The sequence below is a fragment of the Dokdonella sp. genome (assembly GCF_035511235.1).
Lineage (GTDB): Bacteria > Pseudomonadota > Gammaproteobacteria > Xanthomonadales > Rhodanobacteraceae > Dokdonella.
The window spans coordinates 105,376-129,905 of sequence record NZ_DATKFQ010000001.1; the positions used below are offsets into that span (position 1 = coordinate 105,376).

Consider the following 24,530-nt stretch of genomic DNA (forward strand, 5'->3'; position numbering starts at 1 on the left):
CATGGCCACCGAACGCAGCGACATCGAATCCCGCCTCCGCGAGCCCGCCGCCAACGAGGCGATCGTCGAGGCGATGGGCCGCCGCTACGGCGCCGGCTTCGTTACCGACATCGAGACCGAGACCCTGCCGCCGGGCCTGTCCGAGGACGTGGTCCGCCTGATCTCGGCGAAGAAGGGCGAACCGGCCTGGATGACCGAGTGGCGGCTGGAGGCCTACCGGCACTGGCTGTCGATGACGCCGCCGAGCTGGGCCAAGCTGGCGATCGAGCCGATCGACTTCCAGGCGATCAGCTACTTCGCCGCGCCGAAGAACCGCCCCAAGTCGCTCGACGAGGTCGACCCGAAACTGCTGGAGACCTACGACAAGCTCGGCGTGCCGCTGCACGAGCGCGCGCGCCTGGCCGGCGTCGCGGTCGATGCCGTGTTCGATTCGGTCTCGGTCGGCACGACGTTCCGCAAGGAGCTGGCCGCCGCCGGCGTGATCTTCTGCTCGATGTCCGAGGCGGTCCGCGAGTACCCGGACCTGGTGCGGCGCTATCTCGGTTCGGTCGTGCCGGTCGGCGACAACTACTTCGCGGCGCTCAACTCGGCGGTGTTCTCCGACGGCAGCTTCGTGTTCGTGCCCAAGGGCGTGCGCTGCCCGATGGAGCTCAGCACGTACTTCCGCATCAATGCGCGCGATACCGGCCAGTTCGAGCGCACGCTGCTGATCGCCGAGGAGGGCGCCTCGGTCTCGTACCTGGAAGGCTGCACGGCACCGATGCGCGACGAGAACCAGCTGCATGCGGCCGTGGTCGAGCTGGTCGCGCTCGACGACGCCAGCATCAAGTACTCGACCGTGCAGAACTGGTATCCGGGCGACGAGAACGGCGTCGGCGGCATCTACAATTTCGTGACCAAGCGCGGCGACTGCCGCGGCGCGCGCAGCAAGATCAGCTGGACCCAGGTCGAGACCGGCTCGGCGATCACCTGGAAGTATCCCAGCTGCGTGCTGCGCGGCGACGACTCGGTCGGCGAGTTCCACTCGGTCGCGCTGACGCATCATCGCCAGCAGGCCGACACCGGCACCAAGATGATCCACATCGGCCGCAACACCAAGTCCAAGATCGTGTCCAAGGGCATCAGCGCCGGCCGCGGCCAGAACAGCTACCGCGGCCTGGTCAAGGTCGAGCGCGGTGCAGAGGGTGCGCGCAACCACACCCAGTGCGACTCGCTGCTGATCGGCAAGCGCTGCGGCGCGCACACGTTCCCGTACATCGAGGTCAAGAACCCGGGCGCGATCGTCGAGCACGAGGCGACCACCTCGAAGATATCCGACGACCAGATGTTCTACTGCCGTAGCCGCGGCATCAGCGAGGAGGACGCGGTCTCGATGATCGTCGACGGCTTCTGCAAGCAGGTCTTCAAGGAGCTGCCGATGGAATTCGCGGTCGAGGCCAAGAAGCTGCTCGAAGTCTCGCTGGAAGGCGCGGTCGGCTGAGGCCCCGATCCGACCGCGATCCCGGTCCGGCGCGCTGCGCGCGGCGCGACCGCTCCCATTACAGGCAGGCCCGGCGCGACCGGGCCGACGGAAAACCATGCTGAAGATCGACAATCTGCAGGTCCGCGTCGCGGGCAAGGACATCATCAAGGGACTGGATCTGGAGATCCGCGCGGGCGAGGTGCACGCGATCATGGGGCCCAACGGCGCTGGCAAGTCCACGCTCGGCCACGTGCTGGCCGGCCGCGAGGGCTATGAGGTCACCGGCGGCAGCGTGACGTTCGAGGGCATCGACCTGCTCGCGCTCGAGCCCGAGGCGCGGGCCGCGGCCGGCGTGTTCCTGGCGTTCCAGTACCCGGTCGAGATCCCCGGCGTCAACAACACCTATTTCCTGCGCGCGGCGCTCAATGCCCAGCGCAAGCAGCGCGGCGAGGCGGAGCTGGACTCGATGCAGTTCCTCAAGCGCGTACGCGAGAAGCTCGCCGTGCTGCACCTCAAGGACGAGCTGCTGCACCGCGCCGTCAACGAGGGTTTCTCGGGCGGCGAGAAGAAGCGCAACGAGATCTTCCAGATGGCCCTGCTCGAGCCCAAGCTGGCGATCCTCGACGAGACCGACTCGGGCCTGGACATCGACGCGCTGAAGATGGTCGCGCACGGCGTCAACGCGATGCGCGATCCGGGCCGCGCGTTCCTGCTGATCACGCACTATCAGCGCCTGCTGGACTACATCGTGCCGGATGTGGTGCACGTGCTGGCCGACGGGCGCATCGTCGAGAGCGGCGACAAGTCGCTCGCGCTGAAGCTCGAGGAGCACGGCTACGCCTGGGTCGCCGAGCGCAAGCTGGCGGGAGCCGGCTGATGGAAGCGCCGCTGCTCGATGCGCTGACGGCCGATCCGCCGGCCGCGGCGGTGCCGTGGCTCGGCCAGGCGCGCGCGGCGGCCCTGGCCGCGCTGCGTCGCGACGGCCTGCCCGACACGCGCGTGGAGGCCTGGAAATACACCAGCCTGCGCGCACTCGCGCAGCGGCGGCTGCTGCGCGACGACGCCGGCGCCGCGACGCGGCCGGTCGGCGCGCAGGCGCTCGACGGCATCGACGCGCAGGCGCCGCGCATGGTCTTCGTCAATGGCCGCTTCCGTGCCGACCTGTCGCGTCTGCCGGACCTCGCGGGCCTGACGCTGCGCTCGCTGGCCGACACCCTGGTGCACGATCCGGAAGCGGTGCGTGCCGCATTCGCGCAGCGCGACGGCGGCGTCGCCGAGGCGTTCGCGCGGCTCAACACTGCGGCCGCCGCCGACGGCGCGGTACTGCACGTCGCGGCCGGCGTGCAGGTATCGGCACCGCTGCAGATCGTCTGGATCGGCGCTCCGGCCGAAGCCGACCTGGCCTGGCATGCACGCATGCTGATCGAGCTCGAAGCCGGTGCTGCGCTGACGCTGGTCGAACACCATGTCGCCGACGCCGCGCATGCGCACCTAGGCAATCTGCTGGTGCGCTGCGTCGTCGGCGCCGGCGCGACGCTGGCCTGGGCGACGCTGCAGGACGCGGCGCCGGGCTCGAGTCTGATCCGCCGCAGCGAGGCCACGCTGGCCGAGGCGGCGCAGCTGCGCCTGCACACGCTGGAGACCGGCGCGCAGTTCGTGCGCCACGATCTGGCGGTCGACCTCGCCGGCGATGGCGCGCGTCTGGTCTCGCGCGGCGTGTTCGCGCTGCGCGGCCGCCAGCACGCCGATACGCATCTGGACGTGCGTCATCTGGCCCGCGACACCGCCTGCGATCTGGTCTGGCGCGGCGTCGCCGACGAGCGCTCGCGCGGCGTCTTCCACGGTGCGATCACGATCGCGCCGGGTGCCGACGGCAGTGACGCGCAGCTGTCCAACAAGAACCTGCTGCTGTCGCCGAACGCCGAGATCGACACCCAGCCGGTACTCGAGATCCACGCCGACGAGGTCAAGGCCGCGCACGGCGCGACGGTCGGCCAGCTCGACGAGCGCGCGTTGTTCTATCTGCGTTCGCGCGGCATCCCGGCCGAGGATGCGCGCACGCTGCTGACGCAGGCGTTCTGCGCGGCCGTGTTCGCCGACGTGGAGCCCGTAGCGCTGCGCGAGCGTCTGCTCGCGCGGCTCGGCGGCCCGGATGGAGCACTGGCGTGAATGAACCGTCGATCACCCGGCCGGAAAGCGGCCGCGATCTGCGTGCGGACTTCCCGCTGCTCGCGCGCGAGGTGCACGGCAAGCCGCTGGTCTACTTCGACAACGCCAATACCGCGCAGAAGCCGCACGTCGTGATCGAGGCGGTCGACCGCTTCTACCGGCACAGCAACGCCAACGTCTCGCGCGCCGTGCATACGCTCGGCGAGGAGGCCACCTCGCTGTACGAGGGCGCCCGCGATGCGCTGGCCGGTTTCGTCAACGCCGGCTCGCGCGAGGAGATCGTGCTGACCAGCGGCACGACGCAGGCGATCAATCTGGTCGCCTACAGCCACCTGCTGCCGCAGCTCGGGCCCGGCGACGCGATTCTGACCACGCGCATGGAGCACCATGCCAACATCGTGCCGTGGCAGCTGGTCGCCGCACGCGCCGGCGCGACCGTCAAGGCCGCGCCGATCCATGCCGACGGCACGCTCGACGTCGATGCCTTCGTCGCGCTGCTGACGCCGGAGGTGAAGCTCGCCGCGGTCACCCACGTCTCGAACGTGCTCGGCACGATCAACCCGATCGCGCAGATCGCGCGCGAGGCGCGCCGGCGCGGCATCGCGCTGCTGGTCGACGGCTCGCAGGCCGCGCCGCATCTGCCGATCGACGTGCGCGCGCTCGGCTGCGACTTCTACGCATGGACCGGCCACAAGCTGTTCGGCCCGACCGGCACCGGCGCGCTGTGGGCGCGCCGCGAGCTGCTGCAGGCGATGCCGCCGTTCTTCGGCGGCGGCGAGATGATCCGCGAGGTGCGCTTCGAGGGCACCACGTTCGCCGATCCGCCGCACCGCTTCGAGGCCGGTACGCCGAACATCGCCGGCTTCGTCGGCCTGGCTGCGGCGATCGGCTACGTGCAGCGCGTGGGTCTGTCGCGTATCGGCGCGATCGAGCGCGATCTGCTGGCCCATGCGACCGAGGCGCTGCAGGCGATTCCGGGCCTGCGCATTTTCGGCACCGCGCCGGAGAAGGCCGCGGTGATCTCGTTCCTGATCGACGGCGTGCACGCGCACGATCTGGCGACCCTGCTCGACCACGAAGGCGTCGCGGTGCGCTCGGGCCATCATTGCGCGCATCCGCTGATGCAGTTCTTCGGCGTGCCGGCGACGCTGCGCGCGTCGCTGGCGTTCTACAACACGCACGAGGAGATCGACCGCTTCGTCGAGGCGATCGCGCGCGTGCGCAGACTGCTCGGATGAGCGCGGCCGATCGCGCGCTCGCGTTCCGCTGGGCCAGCGCCGGCGACGTGGCGGCGATTGTCGCCCTGGTCGAGTCGGCCTATCGCGGCGAGGCCAGCCGCGCCGGCTGGACCACCGAGGCCGATCTGCTCGACGGCCAGCGCATCGACGCGCAGGGCGTGACCGCGCTGATCGAGTCGGCCGACGCGAGCGTCCTGCTCGCCGAGTCGGACGGCGAACTGGTCGCCTGCTGCGAGCTGCGCCGCGCCCAGGCGCCCGATCCGCGCCGCGGACGGGGCGGCGCGACAGGGCCGGCCGATGCCGAGCCGACGTCCTGCTACTTCGGCATGTTCGCGGTGCGCCCGAGCGCGCAGGGCGGCGGCCTCGGGCGGCGCGTGATCGCGCACGCGGAGCGCCTGGCGCGCGAGGACTGGGGCTGCGAGCGCATGCGCATGACGGTCATCGATCTGCGAACCGAACTGATCGCCTGGTACGAGCGGCGCGGCTACCGGCGCAGCGGCGTGTTCGAGCCGTTCCCGTACGGCGACGCGCGTTTCGGCATTCCGCGCCGGCCCGACCTGCGCTTCGAGGTGCTCGAGAAGCCGCTCCAGCGCGAGGACGCGGCTTGAGCCGGCACCTGCGCTCGCGCGCCGCGCGCGCGTGCTGATGCGGATCGTGACACTCGCCGGCGCAGCGCTGCCGGTGCCGGCACCGGCGGTCGCGGGCACGGGGGAGGGCGGCGATGAGCCGGCCGTGCGCAGCGGCCGCCATGCGCAGCGCGTGACCGCGATCCGCCGCCGCCCGCGCGCACCGCGGCCGCTGCCGGCAACGCCGGTGTCGCTGCGTGCGCGGCTGCAGGCGGCGGGACTGGCCGTGACGCCGCCGCGGCAGCAGGTGCTCGCGCTGCTGGCCGCGCGCGGGCCCATACCGCTCAGCAGGCGCGACATCGATCGGCGGCTCGACTACGCGATCCGTCCGGTCACGATCCAGCGCGTGCTCGGCCGCCTGGAAGCGGCCGGTCCGATCGAGCGCGTCGCGCAGGCCGGCGAAGGTCGCGCCCATCGCCTGCGCGCCTGAGCGCACCGTGCGGCGGCGCGGCCCGATTGCGTGTCTTTACGCAGATTGGAATTGAGATTTATTCTCATTCATGGTGGAATTGCCGGCCTGCTGCGGACCATTGTCGGTGCCGCCGGTTCCGGTCGATGGTGGGGCAATGACTGATGTGCGGGCGGACAAGCGCCCCGATCCCAAGCGCCGAGCGTTCTGGCTCAAGCATCTGCATCAGTGGCACTGGATCAGCTCGGCCTTGTGCCTGTTCGCGATGCTGCTGTTCAGCGTCACCGGCATCACGCTCAACCATGCCGCGAAGATCGAGGCCAAGCCCGAGGTGACCCAGCGCCACGAGCAGCTGCCGGATGCGCTGGTCGCCGCGCTCGCCGGACAGCCGGGCGAGGACAAGGCGCCGCTGCCGGCCGCGGTGCGGGACTGGCTGGCCGAGCGGCTCGATCTGCGCGTCGGCGACCGCGTGGCCGAGTGGTCCGACGGCGAGATCTATCTGTCGCTGCCGCGGCCCGGCGGCGACGCCTGGCTCAGCATCGATCGCGCCGCGGGTGCGGTCGAGTACGAGAAGACCGATCGCGGATGGGTGTCGTGGTTCAACGACCTGCACAAGGGACGCAACACCGGACCGGCCTGGAGCTGGTTCATCGACCTGTTCGCGGTGGCCTGCGTGATCTTCTGCCTGACCGGCCTGTTCCTGCTGCAGCTGCATGCGCGGCAGCGGCCCGGCACCTGGCCGATCGTCGGCTTCGGCCTGGTGGCGATGCTGGTGATCATGATCGTTTTCATCCATTGACGAGGGAGTTCCCGATGCGTGCCCTGCTTGCGTTGTGCCTGTGCGGCCTGCTGTCGCTGCCCGCCACGGCCGCCCAGATCGATCTGACCGTGGAGATTCCGAGCCTGGACGTCTCCGAATACCACCGCCCGTACGTGGCGATCTGGATCGAGCGGCCCGACAACAGCGTCGCCGCCAATCTCGCAGCGTGGTACCAGCAGAAGGACACCAACGAGGGGGCCGGCACCAAGTGGCTGGCCGACCTGCGCCAGTGGTGGCGCCGCAGCGGCCGCGAGCAGAGCTTCCCGATCGACGGCGTGACCGGCGCGACGCGGCCGGTCGGCCAGCACAAGATCAGCTTCAGCAGCGGCAAGGCGCCGCTCGGCGATCTGCCGGCCGGCTCGTATCGCCTGGTCGTCGAGGCCGCGCGCGAAGTCGGCGGCCGCGAACTGCTGACGATTCCGTTCGAATGGCCGCCGCAGTCGAGCCAGCATCTGTCCGCCCAGGGCAAGCACGAACTGGGCGCTCTCGCGCTCGATCTGGTCCCCTGACGCCCTCAACGACCGCGCCAGCGGTCCGGCCTGCGCCGGCCCTGCGCCTCACCGGAGAATGATCATGAAATCCGCACTGAAGTGGGCCGCCCTCGGCCTTGCCGCCGTCCTGCCGTTGTCGGTGCAGGCCCACAAGGCCTGGATCCTGCCGTCGCAGACGGTGCTGTCCAAGGCCGGCTGGATCACCGTCGACGCCGCGGTGTCCAACGACCTGTTCTATTTCAACCACGTGCCGCTGCGCGTCGAGGGCCTGGTCATCACCGGGCCGGACGGCGCCGCGGTCGAGGCGCAGAACAGCCACACCGGCAAATACCGCACGAGCTTCGACGTCGATCTGAGCAAGGACGGCACCTATCGCATCGCCACGGTCAACAGCGGCCTGTTCGCGAACTGGATCGACGACAAGGGCGAGCGCAAGCGCTGGCGCGGCTCGGCCGAGGCCTACTCGAAGGAGGTCCCGACCAACGCCAAGGAGCTCAAGGTCACGCAGTCGTCCGGCCGCATCGAAACCTTCGTCACGCTCGGCAAGCCGAACGACACGGCGCTCAAGCCCACCGGCAAGGGCCTGGAGCTGGTGCCGGTGACGCATCCGAACGATCTGTTCGCCGGCGAGGCGGCGACGTTCGCGCTGCAGATCGACGGCAAGCCGGCCGCCGATCTGGAGGTCGAGATCGTGCCGGGCGGCAGCCGCTATCGCGATCGCCAGGACGAGATCAAGGTCAAGACCGATGCGCAGGGCCGCTTCTCGGTGACCTGGCCGCAGGCCGGCATGTACTGGCTGGAAGCCTCGCTGTCGGACACGCATGCCAGCCTGCCGCAGGCCAGCGAGCGCCGCGCCTCATACGTGGCCACGTTCGAAGTGCTGCCGCAGTAAGCCGTCGTCCTCCACGCCGCATGCACGGCGGACGCGTCGCCACGGCGATGCGTCCGCCGTGCGCTGCCGCCTTCCGCCCGATTCGATGAAGACCGTCCTGTTGCTGATCGCGCTCGTGCTCGGCGGGTGCGCCGACGCGCCGCGCCTGGAGACCCTGCACGGCAAGACCATGGGTACGACCTGGTCGGTCAAGTACCGGCGGCCGCCCGCGGTCGATGCCGATCGGCTCGCGCTGGATCTGCAGCGCGAGCTCGACACCGTCGTCGCGCAGATGAGCACCTGGCAGGTCGACTCGGACCTTACCCGGTTCAATCGTGCGCCGGCCCAGACCTGGCAGACGCTGCCGGCCGGGTTCTACGCGGTGCTCGAGCATGCACTGCGGCTCGCCCGCGAGACCGGCGGCGCCTATGACCCGACCGTCGGACCGCTGGTCGACCTGTGGGGCTTCGGGCCGGTGCGGCGCGAGCGCGAACCGCCGTCCGACGCGGCGATCGCCGCGGCGCGCGCACGGGTCGGCTGGCAGCGCATCCGCCTCGATCCGGCCGGACGACGCGCCTGGCAGCCGGGCGGCGTGCAGCTGGATCTGTCGTCGATCGCCAAGGGCTTCGGCGTCGATCAGGTCGCGCGCCGGCTCGACGCGGCCGGGGTGTCGAGCTATCTGGTCGAGGTCGGCGGCGAGTTGCGCGGCCGCGGCCGGCGTCCGGACGGTGCGCCGTGGCAGGTCGCGATCGAGCGACCCGGCGCGGCTCCCGGTGCCGTGCAGCGCCTGGACGAGGTCGAGCGCGTGCTGTCGCTCGAAGACCGAGCGCTGGCGACCTCCGGCGACTATCGCCACGCCTTCGAGGATCACGGCACGGTCTACTCGCATCACATCGATCCGCGCAGCGGCCGGCCGGTCGCGCATCGGCTGGCGTCGGTGACGGTCGCCGCCCGCGAGGCGATCGACGCCGACCCGCTCGGCACGACGATGATGGTGCTCGGTCCCGAAGCCGGCATGGCCTACGCGGTCGAGCACCGGCTCGCCGTGCTGCTGATCGTGCGGACCGACGAAGGCTTCGAGGAGCGCGTGTCGCCGGCATTCGCGGCATTGCTCGGCAGCGCCGCGCGCCCCGGGGATGCGCCGTGACGGGGCGGCGTCCTTCTGCGACCATGCTCGTCACCGCCGCCATCCTGGCGGCGCTCGCCGCGCTGGCGGGATGGCTGCTCGCCCTGCAGGGCGATGCCGTCTTCTGGCGCGACCCGCCACCCCGACGCCTGGTCGCGGCAGCGGCGATCGTCCTGACCTGGCTCGCGCTCACCATGGCCGTGCTGCTGCGCGAACGCCGCCGTCGCCGCCGGGCCGCCGCCGGAGCCTGCGTGCCGTCTTCTTCCGCTTCCTCCACCGCGGCCCCGCTCCTGGTCGCATATGCGAGCCAGACCGGGTTCGCCGAACAACTGGCCGCGCAGACGCTGCAGTCGCTGGCCGCGGCCGGCAGCGCCGCGCGGCTGCTGCCGCTGTCCGAGCTCGACGCCGCGCAGCTGGCCGGCGCCGAGCGCATCCTGTTCGTCGTCAGCACGACCGGCGAGGGCGATCCGCCCGATGGTGCGATCGCGTTCGTCAGCACGGTCATGGACCACCAGCCGGCATTGCAGCATCTGCGCTACGGCCTGCTCGCACTCGGCGACAGCGAATACGTCAACTACTGCGGCTTCGGCCGCCAGCTCGAGGCCTGGCTGCGCCGCTGCGGCGCCACGCCGCTGTTCGACGCGGTCGAGGTCGACAACGGCGACGAGGGCGCCTTGCGCCACTGGCAGCATCATCTGGCGCTGCTGACCGGCCATGCCGATCTGCCGGACTGGAGCCCGCCGCAGTACGGCCGCTGGCGGCTGGCCGAGCGCATCCTGATGAATCCCGGCAGCGCCGGCGACCCGTGCTTCCATCTCGCGCTGGTGCCGACCGAGCCGGGCGCGTCCTGGCAGGCCGGCGACATCGCCGAGATCGGACCGCGCAATGCCGCGGCCGAGGTCGCACGCGTGCTCGCCGAGCGCGGACTCGACGCGCAGACGCCGGTCCGCACCGGCGATGGCGTCGCGACGCTGGCGGCCGTGCTGGCCGCCTCGCGCCTGCCGGCCTCCGACGAGGCGGTCGGCGCCGCGCCGCAAGCGCTGGTCGATGGCCTGCAGCCGCTGCCGCATCGCGAGTATTCGATCGCCTCGCTGCCGGCCGATGGTGCGGTCCATCTGCTGATCCGGCAGATGCGCCGGCCCGACGGCACGCTCGGCATCGGCACCGGCTGGCTGACCGAGCACGCGCCGATCGGCGCGACGATCGCGCTGCGCACGCGCAGCAATTCCAACTTCCACGCGCCGCCCGATGCGCGTCCGCTGATCCTGATCGGCAACGGCACCGGTCTGGCCGGCCTGCGCGCCTTGCTGAAGGAGCGCATCGCGGCCGGGCGCTTCCGCAACTGGCTGGTGTTCGGCGAGCGCCACGCCGCGCACGACTGGTACTACCGCGACGAGATCGAGGCCTGGCGCGCCGCCGGCCGCATCGAGCGGCTCGACCTGGCGTTTTCGCGCGACCAGCCCGAGCGCATCTACGTGCAGCAGCGCCTGCGCGAGGCCGCCGGGGCGGTGCGGGACTGGATCGAGCAGGGCGCCAGCGTCTATGTCTGCGGCAGCCTCGACGGCATGGCGCCGGGCGTCGAAGCGGCGCTGCTCGATACGCTCGGCCGCGAGCGCTTCGACCGCCTCGCGGTCGAAGGCCGTTATCGCCGCGACGTCTACTGACGGCTGCCGCCGCCGGTCCGAAACTCCTGCGGAACGGCCGCGCGCAACACCGCGCGCTCGCGCGGGCGCGTCGCGTAAAAGACAGTAAAGGAATTGTTGCGAATCATTCGCATTGCAAGTAGCATTTGTTTAACGCCCGGTTCCGGGCCGTCTTCGTCCCATTCCCACTTCCAAGAGAATCGCGATGCGTCGTCATCCGTACATTCGTTCGAGTTCGCAAGCCCCCAAACGCTTCCTGACGACCGCCATCGGCGTCGCATTCGCTTCCACCGCCATCGGCGCGCTGGCCGCTGCCGAGTCGCAGACGGCGCCGGAAGGCGACGCCGACGCCTCCAGCAGCGCCGAGCAGCTCGACACCGTCAACGTACACGGCGAGCCGCTCAAGAAGCCGTCCTCGTCGAAGTACACCGAGCTGCTGCGCGACACGCCGCAGTCGATCACCGTGGTACCGCAGAAGATCATCGCCGAGCAGAACCTGCTGACGCTGCGCGACATCCTGAGCACGCTGCCCGGCATCACGTTCGGCGCCGGCGAAGGCGGCGGCGGCTACGGCGACAGCATCAACCTGCGCGGCTTCACCGGCGGCAACGACATCACGGTCGACGGCGTGCGCGACAGCGCGCAGTACACGCGCTCGGATCCGTTCAACCTCGAGGCGGTCGAGCTCGTCAACGGCGCCAACTCGGCCTATGCCGGTGCCGGTTCGGTCGGCGGCTCGATCAACCTGGTCAGCAAGGCCGCGCGTGACGGCGACTTCACGACGATCAGCGGCGGTCTGGGCAGCGACAGCTACCGCCGCCTGACGCTCGACACCAACCAGCAGTTCAGCGAGACCAGCGCGTTCCGCCTGAACCTGATGGGCCACCACAACGACGTGCCGGGCCGCGACTACGAGGAGTTCGAGCGCTGGGGCTTCGCGCCGTCGATCGCGTTCGGTCTCGGCACCGACACGCAGGTGACGCTGAGCTATCTGCACCAGAAGGACGACAACCTGCCGCAGTACGGCGTGCCGTTCTACAACGGCGGTCCGCTGCCGGGCGTGGACTCATCGAATTTCTACGGCTACCACAACGTCGACAAGCAGGACATCACGCTCGACGCGTTCACCGCGATCATCGACCATCGCTTCGGCGACGGCCTGAGCCTGCGCAATCTCTCGCGCGTCCAGCAGGTCGACCAGAAGACGATCATCGACGCCGTGCAGGGCACCTGGTGCATGCCCGACAACCTGACGCCGACCGGTGCGCCGTGCACCTCGGGTACCGGCGCCAACCAGATCGTCGTGCCGATCGGCAGCTATCTGCCGAGCGGTCCGCGCGGCTACGTGCGCGACACGACCAACGACACGCTGTACAACCAGACCGACTTCACGTTCGACTTCACGACCGGCCCGGTCAGCCACACGCTGGTGACCGGCGTCTCGCTGCTGCACGAGAAGTTCGATCTGGACACCGGCTCGGTGTTCCGCAATGCCGACGGTTCCAACCCGTTCACGGCGCCGGAACACCTGCCGTTCATGGACATCTACGATCCGGATTCGTACTACAGCGGCCCGTACAACTACTTCCGCACCGGCAAGACCCGCGGCGAGCTCGACAACCGCGCCGTCTACGCGTTCGACACGATCAAGTTCAACGAACAGTGGCAGCTCAGCCTCGGCGCGCGCTACGAGCGCAACGAGGGCACGTCGACCGCCTACACGGTCTCCAGCGCGGCCGGCAGCGTCGGCCAGATCACCGGCGCCTCGGCACCGGTCGACAATGACGACAACCTGTTCTCGTTCCGCGGCGGCCTGGTCTACAAGCCGGTCGAGAACGGCACGCTCTATCTGGCGTACTCCAACTCCAAGACGCCCTCGAAGGCCTCGGTCAACGGTTCGTGCACGGCCAGCAGCACCACCGGCAGCGCCAACTGCAACGTCGACCCGGAAACCGCGATCAATTACGAGTTCGGCACCAAGTGGGACTTCCTCGACGGGGCGCTGTCGCTGACCGGCTCGGTGTTCCGCAACGACCGCACGAACTACCGCGTCAACGATCCCGATCCGCTGAACCCGACCGGCGAACAGGCCCTCGACGGCGAGGCCCGCGTCGACGGCATCCTGCTCGGCGTCAGCGGCAGGATCACCGACGCCTGGTCGATCTACGCCAACTATGCGCGCCTGGACAGCGAAGTCCTGCAGGGCGTCTCGGACTACTCGGCCGGCCAGGGCCAGGACTGGACGCGCGGCGACCGCCTGACGCAGACGCCGGAGAACTCGCTGAGCCTGTGGACGACCTATCAGCTCGCCGACTGGCAGTTCGGCTACGGCGCGACCTACCAGGGCAAGATCTGGCTGACCCAGCACAGCGCCACCAATCCGGACGGCCCGCTGGTGACCGCGCCGGACTACTGGGTGCACCGCGCGATGGTGGCCTGGCGCGTGAACCGCAACCTCAACCTGCAGTTCAACGTCAACAACCTCACCGACAAGGAGTACTACACGCGCATCCGCAACAACGGCTGGGCGACGCCGGGCGAGGGCCGTTCGTACGTGCTGACCGCGACCTACGGTTTCTGACCGTCGGCCGATCGGCGTAGAGTCCGACCCCGCCGCAGCCGCGGCGGGGTCTTTTCGTTTCATCGAGGTGGCAGGCGATGCTGTTGCATATTCCGGGCGTGCTGACCGCCGATCAGGTCGCCGACTGCCGAAGCCGGCTCGAGCGCGCGCAGTGGGGCGACGGCCGCGCGACCGCCGGCTACCAGTCGGCCAAGGCCAAGGACAACCGGCAACTGGCCGAGACCGATCCGCTGGCGCGCGCGCTCGGCGATCTGATCGTCGAGGCGCTGGGCCGCAACGCGACATTCTTCGCCGCCGCGCTGCCGCTGCGGATCTACCCGCCGCTGTTCAATACTTATGTCGGCGGGCAGGCGTTCGGCTTCCACGTCGACAATGCCGTGCGCTACGACCGCAGCGTGACGCCGCCGCGCCCGCTGCGCACCGATCTGTCGGCGACGCTGTTCTTCTGCGATCCCGACGACTACGACGGCGGCGATCTGGTGATCGAGGACAGCTTCGGCACGCACAGCGTCAAGCTGCCGGCAGGCGACATGGTGCTGTATCCCGGCTCGAGCCTGCACGAGGTGCAGCCGGTCACGCGCGGCGTGCGCCTGGCTTCGTTCTTCTGGATCCAGAGCATGGTTCGCGACGATATGCGGCGCAGGCTGCTGTTCGAGCTCGACGTGTCGATCCAGCAGTTGACCGCACGCGTGCCCGACGCGCCCGAGCTGATCCAGTTGACCGGCGTCTATCACAACCTGCTGCGGCAGTGGACCGATGTCTGAGGCGCCTGGATCGGCCGCGCCGGCGGCGCCGTCCGATCCGCCGGAGCGCCCCGATCCGCACGCGGCGCTGAGCCAGCTGCATGCGGCAGCCGAGGCGGGCGACGTCGACGCGCAGTTCGTGCTCGGCCAGGCCTATCAGGAAGGCACCGGCGTCACCTGCGATCCGCAGGAAGGGCTGCACTGGTACCGCCTCGCCGCGAGCGGCGGACATGCGATGGCGATGAACATGGTCGGCCGCTGCTACGAGCTCGGCCGCGGCACCGCGGTCGATCTCGAGCTCGCGGCTGCCTGGTACCGCCGCGCGGCCGAGCGTGGCCTGGACTGGGGGCAGTACAACCATGCGCAGCTGCTGGCCGCGGGCCGCGGCGTCCCGGCCGATCGTGCCCGCGCGCTCGCCCTGTATCGCCTGGCCGCGGCGCAGGGACATGCCAAGTCGATGAACCTGATCGGCCGTCATTACGACGAAGGCTGGGAAGTCGAGCGCGATCCGGTGGCCGCCGAGGCCTGGTACCGGCGCGCGGCCGAAGGCGGCGATTTTCGCGGGCAATGCAGCTACGCCTCGGTACTGGTCCAGGCCGGCCGCATCGACGAAGCGGTCGACTGGCTGCGCCGCGCGGCGCTGACCGCGACGCCGGCGTTCCTGCACCAGCTGCGCGGCAGTCTGGCCGACTCGCCGCTGCCCGCGCTGCGCGCGCTCGCTGCGGAACTCGGCTCCGGGTCCGGCGCCGGCGACTGATAAGATCGCGCCCCTTTTCGTTGCGGCATCGTCCGCCGGGAGCGCACATGGGTGACTGGGTCGAGGTCTGCACGACCTACGAATTGCTGCCGGGCGAATTTCGCGTCGCCTGGGACGGCGATACCGCGATCGCGGTCTTCAACGTCGACGGCACGTTCTACGCGATCGAGGACATCTGTCCGCACGACGGCGGCGAGCTCGCCGGCGGCGCGGTCGACGGCTACGAGGTGGAATGTCCGCGTCACGGCGCGCGCTTCGACCTGCGCACCGGCGCGGTCCTGTGTCCGCCGGCCTATGAGCCGGTCGCGAGCTTTCCGGTCAAGATCGAGCACGGCATCGTCTGGACGCGCGACGACCGCTGAGGTGATGCGGCGCAGGGCGGGGTCCACGCCGTCCCCGCCTCCGCTCGGGTGTGACGCGCGGATACCGGAAACCGCATCCGCGAAGACACCGTTTCAATCCACGCGCCCGCACAGGGCGGCTGCCTCGGCATAAAAGCCGAAGGCGGTTGCGAAAAAGCCCCGGCAATCGCAATGGATGAGCTCTCTCGGCGAGTGCGTGGCGGTCGGCCGGCTCGAGGTCCGTCCGCACCACGCCCAGGCGCAGCCGCCGATGCCGGGCATCGGCGGCGCCGATCGATCAGCCGGCCTTCTTCTTGGCGAGCTTGAGCCAGGTGTCGACGACCGTATCGGGGTTCAGCGATACCGATTCGATGCCTTGGTCCATCAGCCATTCGGCCAGGTCCGGATGATCGCTGGGGCCCTGGCCGCAGATGCCGACGTACTTGCCCTTCTTCCTGGCGGTCTGGATCGCCATCGACAGCAGCTTCTTGACGGCGGGATCGCGCTCGTCGAACAGGCCGGCGACGATGCTCGAGTCGCGGTCGAGGCCGAGCGTGAGCTGGGTCAGGTCGTTGGAGCCGATCGAGAAGCCGTCGAAGATATCGAGGAACTCGTCGGCCAGCAGCGCGTTGGACGGCACCTCGCACATCATGATGATCTTCAGATCGTCCTGACCCCGCTTCAGGCCGTGCTTGGCGAGCACCTCGATGACCTTGCGGCCCTCGGCCAGCGTGCGCACGAACGGGATCATGACCCAGGCATTGGTCAGGCCCATCTCCTCGCGCACCTTCTTCATCGCGCGGCATTCCAGCGCGAAGGCCGCCTCGAAGCTCGGATCGACATAGCGGCTGGCGCCGCGGAAGCCGATCATCGGGTTCTCCTCGTGCGGCTCGTAGCGCGTGCCGCCGATCAGGTTCGCGTATTCGTTGGACTTGAAGTCCGACAGGCGCACGATGACCGGCTCCGGTGCGAACGCGGCGGTGATCGTCGCGATGCCCTCGGCGAGGCGGTCGACGTAGAACGCGACCGGGTCGGCATAGCCGGCCATGCGCTCGTCGATGCGCTTCTTGGTCTCGGCGTCCTGCTGGTCGTATTCGAGCAGGGCCTTGGGATGCACGCCGATATGGCTGGCGATGATCATCTCCAGGCGCGCCAGGCCGACGCCGGCATTGGGCAGCATCGCGAAGTCGAATGCGCGCTCGGGGTTGGCGACGTTCATCATGACCTTGAGCGGCGCCGGCGGCATCGCGCCGAGGTCGGCGGTGATGCGCTCGAACTCGAGCTTGCCCTCGTAGACGTAGCCGGTGTCGCCCTCGGCGCACGACACGGTGACTTCGGCGCCGTCCGGAATCGCGTCGAGGCCGTTGCCGGAGCCGACGATCGCCGGCACACCGAGCTCGCGCGCGATGATCGCCGCGTGGCAGGTGCGGCCGCCGCGGTTGGTGACGATCGCCGAGGCGCGCTTCATGACCGGCTCCCAGTCCGGATCGGTCATGTCGGCGACCAGTACGTCGCCGGCCTGCACGCGGTCCATGTCCTTGATCGAGCGGATCACGCGCGTGACGCCCGAGCCGATCTTGGCGCCGACCGAGCGGCCCTCGACCAGCACGGTGCCGCGCTGCTTGAGCTGGAAGCGCTCGATCTGCGTGGCATGGCCGCGCGACTTCACGGTTTCCGGGCGCGCCTGCACGATGTAGAGCTTGCCGGTCGCGCCGTCCTTGGCCCATTCGATGTCCATCGGGCGGCCGTAGTGGCGCTCGATCACCAGCGATTGCCTGGCCAGCTCGTGGACTTCCTCGTCGGTCAGGCAGAAGCGCGTGCGGTCGGCGGCCGGCGTGTCCTCGATGCGCACGCGCTCGCCGGGCTTGTCCGAGTAGACCATGCGCTGCTGCTTGGCGCCGATCTGGCGGCGCAGGATCGCCGGCTTGCCGGCCTCGAGCGTCGGCTTGTAGACGTAGAACTCGTCCGGATTGACCGCGCCCTGGACCACCATCTCGCCGAGACCGAAGCTGCCGGTCACGAACACCGCGTCGCGGAAGCCCGACTCGGTGTCGAGCGTGAACAGCACGCCCGAGGCGCCGATGTCCGAGCGCACCATCAGCTGCACGCCGGCGGACAGGAACACCTCCTCGTGCTTGAAGCCGTGATGGACGCGGTAGGCGATCGCGCGGTCGTTGTAGAGCGAGGCGAAGACTTCCTTGACCTTCAGCACGACCTCGTCGGCGCCGCTGACGTTGAGGAAGGTCTCCTGCTGGCCGGCGAACGAGGCGTCGGGCAGGTCTTCGGCGGTGGCCGAGGAACGCACCGCGACCGCGACGTCGCTGCCGCCGGCGCGCTGGCACAGCGTCGCATAGGCGTCGCGCACCGCGCGGTCGAACTCGGGGATCAGCGGCGTCTGGATGACCCAGTCGCGGATCTCGGCGCCGGCGGCGGTCAGCGCGGCGACGTCCTCGACATCGAGCGTGGCCAGGCGGTCCTGGATCCGCTGCGCCAGGCCGCTCTGCGCGATGAACTGCTGGAACGCGTGGGCGGTGGTCGCGAAGCCGCCGGGTACCGACACGCCGAGCTTGGACAGGTTGCCGATCATCTCGCCGAGCGAGGAATTCTTGCCGCCGACCTTGGCCAGATCGGACAAGCGCAATTCATCGAGCCACAGGACCAGTTCGCTCAAGGCAGTCTCCGGAAAGCGAGGGGGAAAGGCGGGCGCGGGCCGCAGCGGCCCGAGATCCGCGATTTTCGGGCTTTGCGGCAGCGCGGGCAAGGGAAAACGCCGATGCGAGCCCGATCGAGCGGCTGCGACGCTGCAGCGCGGCGACGCGAAGACGCCCCGGGTCGCCTCACGCGGCCTGCTACCCTATGCGCATGTCCGCCAGGCAATACCGCTTCCGCCGCTTCCGCCTCGATCCCGCCGCCCGCGAACTGTGGAAGGACGACGAACTGATCGTCCTGCCCGGCAGTGCGCTCGATTGCCTGGTCTATCTGGTCGAGCACCGCGAGCGCGCGGTCGGCCGCGACGAGCTGATCGCGGCGGTCTGGGGCCGCGCCGACGTCGCCGACACGCTGCTCGCGCAGACCGTGCTGCGCGTCCGTCGCACGCTCGGCGACAGCGGCAGCGACGGCGCGATCCGCACCGTGGCGCGCTTCGGCTATCGCTGGGTCGAGGAGACCCAGGTGGTCGAGGACGAGCCCGCCGAGCCCGTGGCGCCGCGCCCGTCCGCGGCGATCGACGAGGCGCCGGCCGAGCCGACGGCTCCCGCGCCGGCACCGTCGCTGGTAGCGCGCGCGCAGCGGCGCCCGTGGCGCTGGGTCGCCGTGGCGATGGCGGTCGTGCTCGTCGCGTCGCTGTCCGGCTTGGCGCTGTGGCTGCGCACGCCGGCCTCGTCGGCGGACGCGACCGCGGCCACGGCGGCCGTTCCGGCCGAGGCCGATCTGCCGCGGCCGGCGCTGGTACTGCCGGCCGAGGTGCCCGACGCGGCCGACTGGGGCTGGCTGCGGCTGGGCCTGATGGATCTGGTCGGCAACCGGCTGCGCCAGGGCGGCCTGCCGACCGCGCCGAGCGAGAACGTGCTGGCGCTGCTCGGCGGCCGCAGCGCCGCCGAGCTGGCGGCGCTGCCGTCCGCCGCCGGTGCCTGGCGTATCGCGCCGCGCGCCGAGTACCGCGACGGCAGCTGGAAGATCACGCTGACCGCGCAGCGCGGCGACGAGCCGCCGCAATCGGTCGAGGCGATCTCCGAAGACGTGCTGAAGGCTGCGCGCAGCGTCGCCGACCTGCTGCTGATCCGGCTCGGCCACGTGCCGCCGCACGGCGGCGAGGCGCCGCGCTCGCTCGCGCTCGAGGAGCTGATGCAGCGGACCAAGGCGGCGATCCTGACCGACCAGTTCGATCTGGCGCGCCATCTGATCGAACAGGCGCCGGCGGCGATGCGCGAGGAGCCCGAGATCGAACTGCGCCTGGCCCAGATCGACCAGGGCCGCGGACTCAATGCCGAGGCCGAGTCGCGCCTGCTGGTGCTGCTCGACCGCCTGCCGTCGGACCTCGATCCGGCGCTGCGCGGACGCATCCTGATCACGCTGGGATCGATCCAGTACCGGCGCCGCCACCTCGCCGACGCGACCAGGACCTTCGACGAGGCGATCGAGGTGCTCGAGGGCGCCGGCGATCCGATCGCGCTGGCCGGCGCCTACGGCGGACGCGCGGCGATCGCCTCGCAGGACGAGCAGTACGACCGTGCCTCGGCCGATCTCGGCCGTGCCCGCGTCGAGATGGAGGCGGGCGGCGATGCGCTCGGCCTGGCCCAGGTCGACATGAATCTCGGCCTGGTCCAGATCAAGCTGTACCGGCCGGCGCAGGCGCTGCCGATGCTGCGCGGCGCCGAGGCGCGCATCGCCGCGCTCGGCGCGCGCGAGGAGCTGGCCTATGCGCGCTATGCGATGGTCGGCGCGCAGCTGCAGCTGCTCGACTACGCCGGCGCACAGGCGACGGTCGCGCAGTTCTGGCCGCCGGAGCGCCACACCGGCAATGCGCGCCTGCGCTGGCGGCTGATGCTGACCAAGGTCTTCGTGCTGCTCGCGACCGGGCGCCTCGGCGAGGCCGAGGCGCTGCTCGCGCAGATCGAGGAGGGCGCCCGCGACGCCGACGACTATGCCGTGCACACCGGCGGCCGCGCGTTGACCGCGCTCGCGCTGGCCGCTCGCGGCCGCTACGACGAGGCCGCGCCGCTCGCGAAGGCCGCGCTGACGCCCGAGCTCGAGTACGAGCAGCCGGACCTGTACCTGACGACCTGGGCGGTGCGCCTGCGCAGCCTGCGCCGCAGCGGCCAGGTCGAGGCGGCCAGCGCCGAGACCGTGGCGCTGCGGACCTGGGTGGAGTCGCGGCCGAATCTGTGGCGGCGCACCTACGCGACGCTGGCCGAGGCCGAGCAGGCCTGGGCGCTCAGCCAGGGTGATGCCGCGCTGCGCGGCTTTGCCGAGGCCTTCGAGCAGGCCGAACGGCTCGGCATCCCGGACGACCTGGTCGAGGTCGCCGAGCCGTATGCACTGGCACTGATCGAAAGCGGACAGGTCGACCGCGCCAGCACGGTCGTCGGCCGCGTCGCCGCCTGGGCCGATCACGACCTGCGCGCGGCCTGGGCGCAGGCGCAGCTGTATCGCGCGCAGGCCCGGACCACGGCCTGGCAGCGCGCGACCGAGCACGTGCTCAAACTGGCCGGCGAGCGGGCGCTGCCGGCCGTGGCGATCGACTGACCGCGGCCTGCCCCGACGCCGCCGAATCGAAAACGCATCGAGCAACCAACTGATTTTGAAGGCGGCATGCATCGCTCGGCGCGTCAGGCGCCGTTGCTGAATCGTTGCCGAACCGTTCGCGCATCACGGCCGAATGCGCGATCGCCGCCGACGCGGGAGACTGCACGAGCAGGATCCGGCGCCGCCGGCCTGTCCGGCATCCACGAATTTGAGGTGGCTCGACTCCATGAAGAAGGTTCTGGCGGTACTGGTGGGTATGGCCCTGGGCACGGCGGCCCTGGCAGCGACCGGCGCGCAGGCGCCGGCCGGCAGCGGCGAGCTGACGCTGGCCGGTGTCTACGGCGGCGAGCTGGTGGATCCGGTCATCGTCGGCGACCTCGTCTACGTCGCCAGCGGGCGCGTCGTCAGCGCCTGGGACTACGCCGATCCGGCTGCGCCGACGCAGGTGTCGATCACCAGCCTGACCCCGGCCAGCGGCACGATCCGCGGCCTGACGCGCTGGGGCGACTACCTCTACGCGAGCTGGCAGGCCGGCGACGACAGCGGCGGCGTGGCGGTCTACTCGCTGCGCAACCCGCAGCGGCCCGAGCTCGTCAACGAGTTCAGCGACTACGCGGCGCCCTCGTACAAGAACCTGTGGACGTTGGCGGCCGCCAACGGCTATCTGTACCTGTTCGACGCCGAGAACGGCATCTACTACGGCGACCTGGAGGCCGATGCGCTGCATCCGACCTTCACGCGCCTCGTGCGCACGCCGATTCCGTACGTGCGCAGCCAGGTCGACGGCGACCACATCTACATCAGCGGCACGACCAATTCGTCCACGCCGGTGCACGTCTGCGCGATCCTCGACGTCGCCACGCCGTCGGCGCCGGCCTTCGTCGACGGCAGCTGCGGCAACGGTGACCCGCTCGAGAACTTCCGCAGCCGCATCCAGGCGCCGCTGGCGGCCGCGTTCGGCCTCAGGTTCAGCCTGTACGACATCGGCAATCCGGCCGCGGTGCAGACGCTCGGCAGCATCGAGACGCCGCCGGCGACCGACGGCTTCCTGGCCGGCAACCATGCCTACAGCCTCGGCTTCGCCGGTATCGACATCCACGACATCAGCGATCCGCTGGCGCCCAAGACGGTCGGCTCCTCGCCGATCGTGACGCTCGGCGCCGATTCGGTGACGGCGCTGCCCGACGGCGCGCTGGTGCTGACCAGCACCGACCGCTTCACGCGCCTGGACGTCAGCGCCGACCCGCTCGACCCGATCGAGGTCAGTTCGGTCACGCCGCGCGGCGGCACGGTGCCGCGCGACATCGAGCTGGTCGACGGCAAGGCGTTCATCCTGCAGGAGAACTACGGCCTGACCAAGGTCGATCCGGTGAGCTTCGACGTCATCAACCGCTTCGACGCGAACCTGCCCGAGGCGCTGAACCAGCGCGATTTCGAGCAGTTCGCGGTCGACGGCGGGCGCGCCTATCTCGGCGCCTGGGGCTACGGCCTGATCATCGCCGACCTGACCTTCGACCGGCCGTTCGAGCTCGGCCGCATCGAGTTCCCGTACGTGTCGACGGTCGCGGCGAGCGGCGATTTCGCGTACCTCGGCACCACGACCAACGGCGGCATCCTGCAGGTCGTGGACGTGTCGGTGCCGGCCAAGCCGGTGCTGCGCGGCAGCCTCGCGCTGCCGACGATCGACCGCCTGCAGGTGCACGGCCACTACGTCTACGCGGCCGACGAGCTCGCCGGCATCCACATCGTCGACGTCAGCAATCCCGACGAGCCGGTCGAGGTGCAGCTTTGGAACGACGGCTGCGCCGACCTCGGCGGCTACAGCGCGCGCGACATCGAGCTCAATGCCGAAGGCAGCCTGGCGGTCGTCGGCTGTCCGACCGGTCTGCACATCCTGGACCTCAGCCGCCCGGCCAGTCCGACCCGCGTCGGCGGCTATCCGGCCGAATGGGCCGCGGCGCGCGTCGCGATCGAGGGCGACCGTGCCTGGTACGCCGATGCCAACGGCCTCAAGGCGTTCGACATCAGCACGCCGAGCGCGCCGGCGCTGGTCGGCGAGGCCAGCCTGGCCGGCTTCAGCCCGCGCCGCCTGCGTGCGATCGGCGACGGCCGCGTCGCCGCGTTCGGCACGACGACCGGCCTGCACGTGTTCGGCGAGATCGACGTGGTCGAGCCGCCGGCCGACCGTCTGTTCGCCGACGGCTTCGACGTCGCGCCGCCGGCCGGCGTGGTCAGCCATTACGACGACCTGTCCGAAGGCGGCAAGGGCACGAGCTTCCAGTACAACGGCGTGACCTATCGCGAAGTCAACGAAGTGCACGGCTACTGGCCGGGCCCGGAGCACGAGCCGTTCGTGCCGGGTTCGTGGCTCAAGGGCGGTCTCGGCAACGAGTTCATCATCGAGGACTCGACCTACCTGTTCAACGACTTCCCGAACTTCGCGAGCTCGCCGAACATGATGACCTTCGGCGCCGGCGATCTGGTGATCGCCGGCGGCAACCTCAACATCGGTCCGCTGGCCAGCGCCTGGCTCGACCTGGACGAGGTGGCCAATGCCGCGAACGTGAAGCTGGCCTACTACGAGAACGGTCCGTGGGGCGGCATCAGCATCCATCTGGACGCGTACCGCAACGGCGTCAAGGTCGGCGGCACGCTGCTGACGATCACCAGCAACGATCCGAACGGCCGCGACAACGTCACGACCAACGCGCTTTCGCTCGGCGGCGCGGAATTCGACTCGCTGCACCTGTATTCGCAGCTGGACGGCGAGTACACCGCGCCGCGCGTCATGATCGACGACCTGCGCCTGACGCCGGCCGCTCGCTGAGCCCGCGCGTCAACCGCGCGCGCCGTCTCCCCGTGACGGCGCGTGTCGGTACCCGGCGGTACCCGCGGCGCGGGTACCGCCGATTCTCTCGTACAAGATGGGAGTCGCCATGACCCGTACCCCGCATCGCCCGTGCAGCCGCACGGCGCTGCTGCTCGCCCTGACGGCCGCCTCGACGTCGGTCCTGGCCGAGGATCCGATCGTGATGTTCGACGGCTTCGACGGCTGCGATCCGGTCTCCGCCTCGATCGGACCGGAAGGCGGCGTGCTGCGCCTGTGCGGCGCGCAGCTGACAATCCCGCCCGGCGCCGTCGCCGCGCCGACGACGTTCGGCATCGAACGTCTGGCGACCGCGCCGGAGGCGCCGTTCGACATGGAACCGGCCGGCCCGGCATTCCGCTTCACGCCCGGCGCACTTGCACTCGATCCGCCGGCCATCGTGCGCATCCCGCGCGAGGACGGCCGCCGCGGCGGCCTGGCCCAGGACGTGCCGTGGGAGGGAGGCTTCGTGCTGATCGAAGCCTGTGACCAGAGCGCGGGCGGCCTGCAGCAGTACTTCGGCGAACTCGGCACGTTCGGCGCGTTCCGCTTCGTCGGGCCGCTGCCGGACTCCACCGAGGGGCTGGGCGACGGCACGCTGACCGCGGTCGCCGACGGCGTCGAGACCCGGTACGACGTCGACACGCCCGGCAACAACTACGCGATCTACCAGGACAGCCCGGACGGCAGCCGGCAGGTGCTCGTCACCGCGATGAACGATCTGCCCGACGGCGGCTTCGAGTACCTGCGGCTGGATCTGGCAGTCAACGCCGCGACCGGTCAGGGCAGCATCATCCAGATCTCGCTGCTCGGTCCGGTCAACGGCAGTTACATCCTGGGTCTGCTCGGCCAGGCCTCGATCAGCTTCGGCGATCTGAGCGACGGGCGGATCCGCGCGGACATCGAGGCGAATCTGGTGTCCGGACCGCAGAACATTCCGTTTCATGCGCAGATCGACGTCGGTGTCGAGCGCTACATCTTCCCGCCGTCGCTGAGCTGCCCGGAGATGCCGCCGGGCAAGCGCTAATCCGCGGACGCGGGCCGAAGCGTCTCGCCGGCGGCGGGGCGCTCGGATTCGCGCCCCCGGCGTCTCCGGGCGCACGCGCGCGGCCGTTTGCTTAGACTGTGCGCCGTCGACTCCGG

At 70.4% G+C, this 24,530-nt stretch carries 19 protein-coding genes; 18 read left to right on the forward strand and 1 reads right to left on the reverse strand.

Features of this window, described 5'->3' with window-relative positions; genetic code table 11:
- Position 1: 1 nt before the first annotated feature.
- The 15 genes from sufB to VMR06_RS00535 all read left to right on the forward strand — a co-directional run bounded on the left by sufB (position 2) and on the right by VMR06_RS00535 (position 15,298).
- The gene (sufB, locus tag VMR06_RS00465; RefSeq protein WP_325371857.1) at positions 2 to 1,480 is read left to right on the forward strand and encodes a Fe-S cluster assembly protein SufB; all 1,479 of its coding nucleotides are present in this window, start codon (positions 2 to 4) and stop codon (positions 1,478 to 1,480) included.
- A gap of 97 nt (positions 1,481 to 1,577) precedes the next feature.
- Positions 1,578 to 2,339 carry a Fe-S cluster assembly ATPase SufC gene (gene sufC, locus VMR06_RS00470; protein ID WP_325371859.1) on the forward strand — a complete coding sequence of 254 codons (762 nt, stop codon included), beginning with the start codon at positions 1,578 to 1,580 and terminating at the stop codon, positions 2,337 to 2,339.
- Entirely contained in the window at positions 2,339 to 3,631 is a 1,293-nt protein-coding gene (sufD, locus tag VMR06_RS00475) for a Fe-S cluster assembly protein SufD (protein ID WP_325371861.1), read from the forward strand. The genes sufC and sufD overlap by 1 nt, the downstream gene beginning before the upstream one ends.
- On the forward strand, positions 3,628 to 4,869 hold the full coding sequence (locus tag VMR06_RS00480) for a cysteine desulfurase (RefSeq protein WP_325371863.1): 1,242 nt from the start codon (positions 3,628 to 3,630) through the stop codon (positions 4,867 to 4,869). The genes sufD and VMR06_RS00480 overlap by 4 nt, the downstream gene beginning before the upstream one ends.
- Positions 4,866 to 5,477 carry a GNAT family N-acetyltransferase gene (locus VMR06_RS00485; RefSeq protein ID WP_325371865.1) on the forward strand — a complete coding sequence of 204 codons (612 nt, stop codon included), beginning with the start codon at positions 4,866 to 4,868 and terminating at the stop codon, positions 5,475 to 5,477. Before VMR06_RS00480 ends, VMR06_RS00485 begins: the two co-directional genes overlap by 4 nt.
- Before the next feature lie 46 nt (positions 5,478 to 5,523).
- On the forward strand, positions 5,524 to 5,925 hold the full coding sequence (locus tag VMR06_RS00490) for a hypothetical protein (RefSeq protein WP_325371867.1): 402 nt from the start codon (positions 5,524 to 5,526) through the stop codon (positions 5,923 to 5,925).
- A 136-nt stretch (positions 5,926 to 6,061) separates the two neighbouring features.
- Positions 6,062 to 6,703 (forward strand): PepSY-associated TM helix domain-containing protein, encoded by a 642-nt coding sequence (locus VMR06_RS00495; RefSeq protein ID WP_325371869.1) that lies wholly within the window; start codon positions 6,062 to 6,064, stop codon positions 6,701 to 6,703.
- Between the two features lie 14 nt (positions 6,704 to 6,717).
- Complete coding sequence (locus tag VMR06_RS00500) at positions 6,718 to 7,233, forward strand: DUF2271 domain-containing protein (protein WP_325371871.1); 516 nt, start codon at positions 6,718 to 6,720, stop codon at positions 7,231 to 7,233.
- Between the two features lie 64 nt (positions 7,234 to 7,297).
- Positions 7,298 to 8,107 (forward strand): DUF4198 domain-containing protein, encoded by an 810-nt coding sequence (locus VMR06_RS00505; protein ID WP_325371873.1) that lies wholly within the window; start codon positions 7,298 to 7,300, stop codon positions 8,105 to 8,107.
- A gap of 85 nt (positions 8,108 to 8,192) precedes the next feature.
- A complete protein-coding gene (locus VMR06_RS00510; RefSeq protein WP_325371875.1) occupies positions 8,193 to 9,233 on the forward strand; it encodes an FAD:protein FMN transferase in 1,041 nt (346 codons plus the stop codon).
- Between the two features lie 23 nt (positions 9,234 to 9,256).
- A complete protein-coding gene (locus VMR06_RS00515) occupies positions 9,257 to 10,876 on the forward strand; it encodes a sulfite reductase flavoprotein subunit alpha (RefSeq protein WP_325371877.1) in 1,620 nt (539 codons plus the stop codon).
- A gap of 184 nt (positions 10,877 to 11,060) precedes the next feature.
- Positions 11,061 to 13,436, forward strand: a complete 2,376-nt coding sequence (locus VMR06_RS00520; protein ID WP_325371879.1) for a TonB-dependent siderophore receptor — start codon at positions 11,061 to 11,063, stop codon at positions 13,434 to 13,436.
- Between the two features lie 77 nt (positions 13,437 to 13,513).
- Positions 13,514 to 14,200: a Fe2+-dependent dioxygenase gene (locus VMR06_RS00525; RefSeq protein WP_325371881.1), complete on the forward strand. Its 687-nt coding sequence runs from the start codon at positions 13,514 to 13,516 to the stop codon at positions 14,198 to 14,200.
- The gene (locus VMR06_RS00530) at positions 14,193 to 14,936 is read left to right on the forward strand and encodes a tetratricopeptide repeat protein (RefSeq protein WP_325371883.1); all 744 of its coding nucleotides are present in this window, start codon (positions 14,193 to 14,195) and stop codon (positions 14,934 to 14,936) included. The genes VMR06_RS00525 and VMR06_RS00530 overlap by 8 nt, the downstream gene beginning before the upstream one ends.
- A gap of 47 nt (positions 14,937 to 14,983) precedes the next feature.
- A complete protein-coding gene (locus VMR06_RS00535) occupies positions 14,984 to 15,298 on the forward strand; it encodes a non-heme iron oxygenase ferredoxin subunit (protein ID WP_325371886.1) in 315 nt (104 codons plus the stop codon).
- A 277-nt stretch (positions 15,299 to 15,575) separates the two neighbouring features.
- Here the strand turns inward: VMR06_RS00535 and ppsA are convergent, their stop codons facing one another.
- A complete protein-coding gene (gene ppsA, locus VMR06_RS00540; protein ID WP_325371888.1) occupies positions 15,576 to 17,948 on the reverse strand; it encodes a phosphoenolpyruvate synthase in 2,373 nt (790 codons plus the stop codon).
- Between the two features lie 191 nt (positions 17,949 to 18,139).
- On the opposite strand from ppsA, the gene VMR06_RS00545 reads away from it, so the two are divergent.
- The 3 genes from VMR06_RS00545 to VMR06_RS00555 all read left to right on the forward strand — a co-directional run bounded on the left by VMR06_RS00545 (position 18,140) and on the right by VMR06_RS00555 (position 24,414).
- The gene (locus VMR06_RS00545; protein WP_325371890.1) at positions 18,140 to 20,521 is read left to right on the forward strand and encodes a winged helix-turn-helix domain-containing protein; all 2,382 of its coding nucleotides are present in this window, start codon (positions 18,140 to 18,142) and stop codon (positions 20,519 to 20,521) included.
- Positions 20,522 to 20,747: 226 nt separating this feature from the next.
- Positions 20,748 to 23,348: a hypothetical protein gene (locus VMR06_RS00550; RefSeq protein ID WP_325371892.1), complete on the forward strand. Its 2,601-nt coding sequence runs from the start codon at positions 20,748 to 20,750 to the stop codon at positions 23,346 to 23,348.
- A 109-nt stretch (positions 23,349 to 23,457) separates the two neighbouring features.
- Positions 23,458 to 24,414, forward strand: a complete 957-nt coding sequence (locus tag VMR06_RS00555; RefSeq protein WP_325371894.1) for a hypothetical protein — start codon at positions 23,458 to 23,460, stop codon at positions 24,412 to 24,414.
- The last annotated feature ends 116 nt before the right edge of the window (positions 24,415 to 24,530 follow it).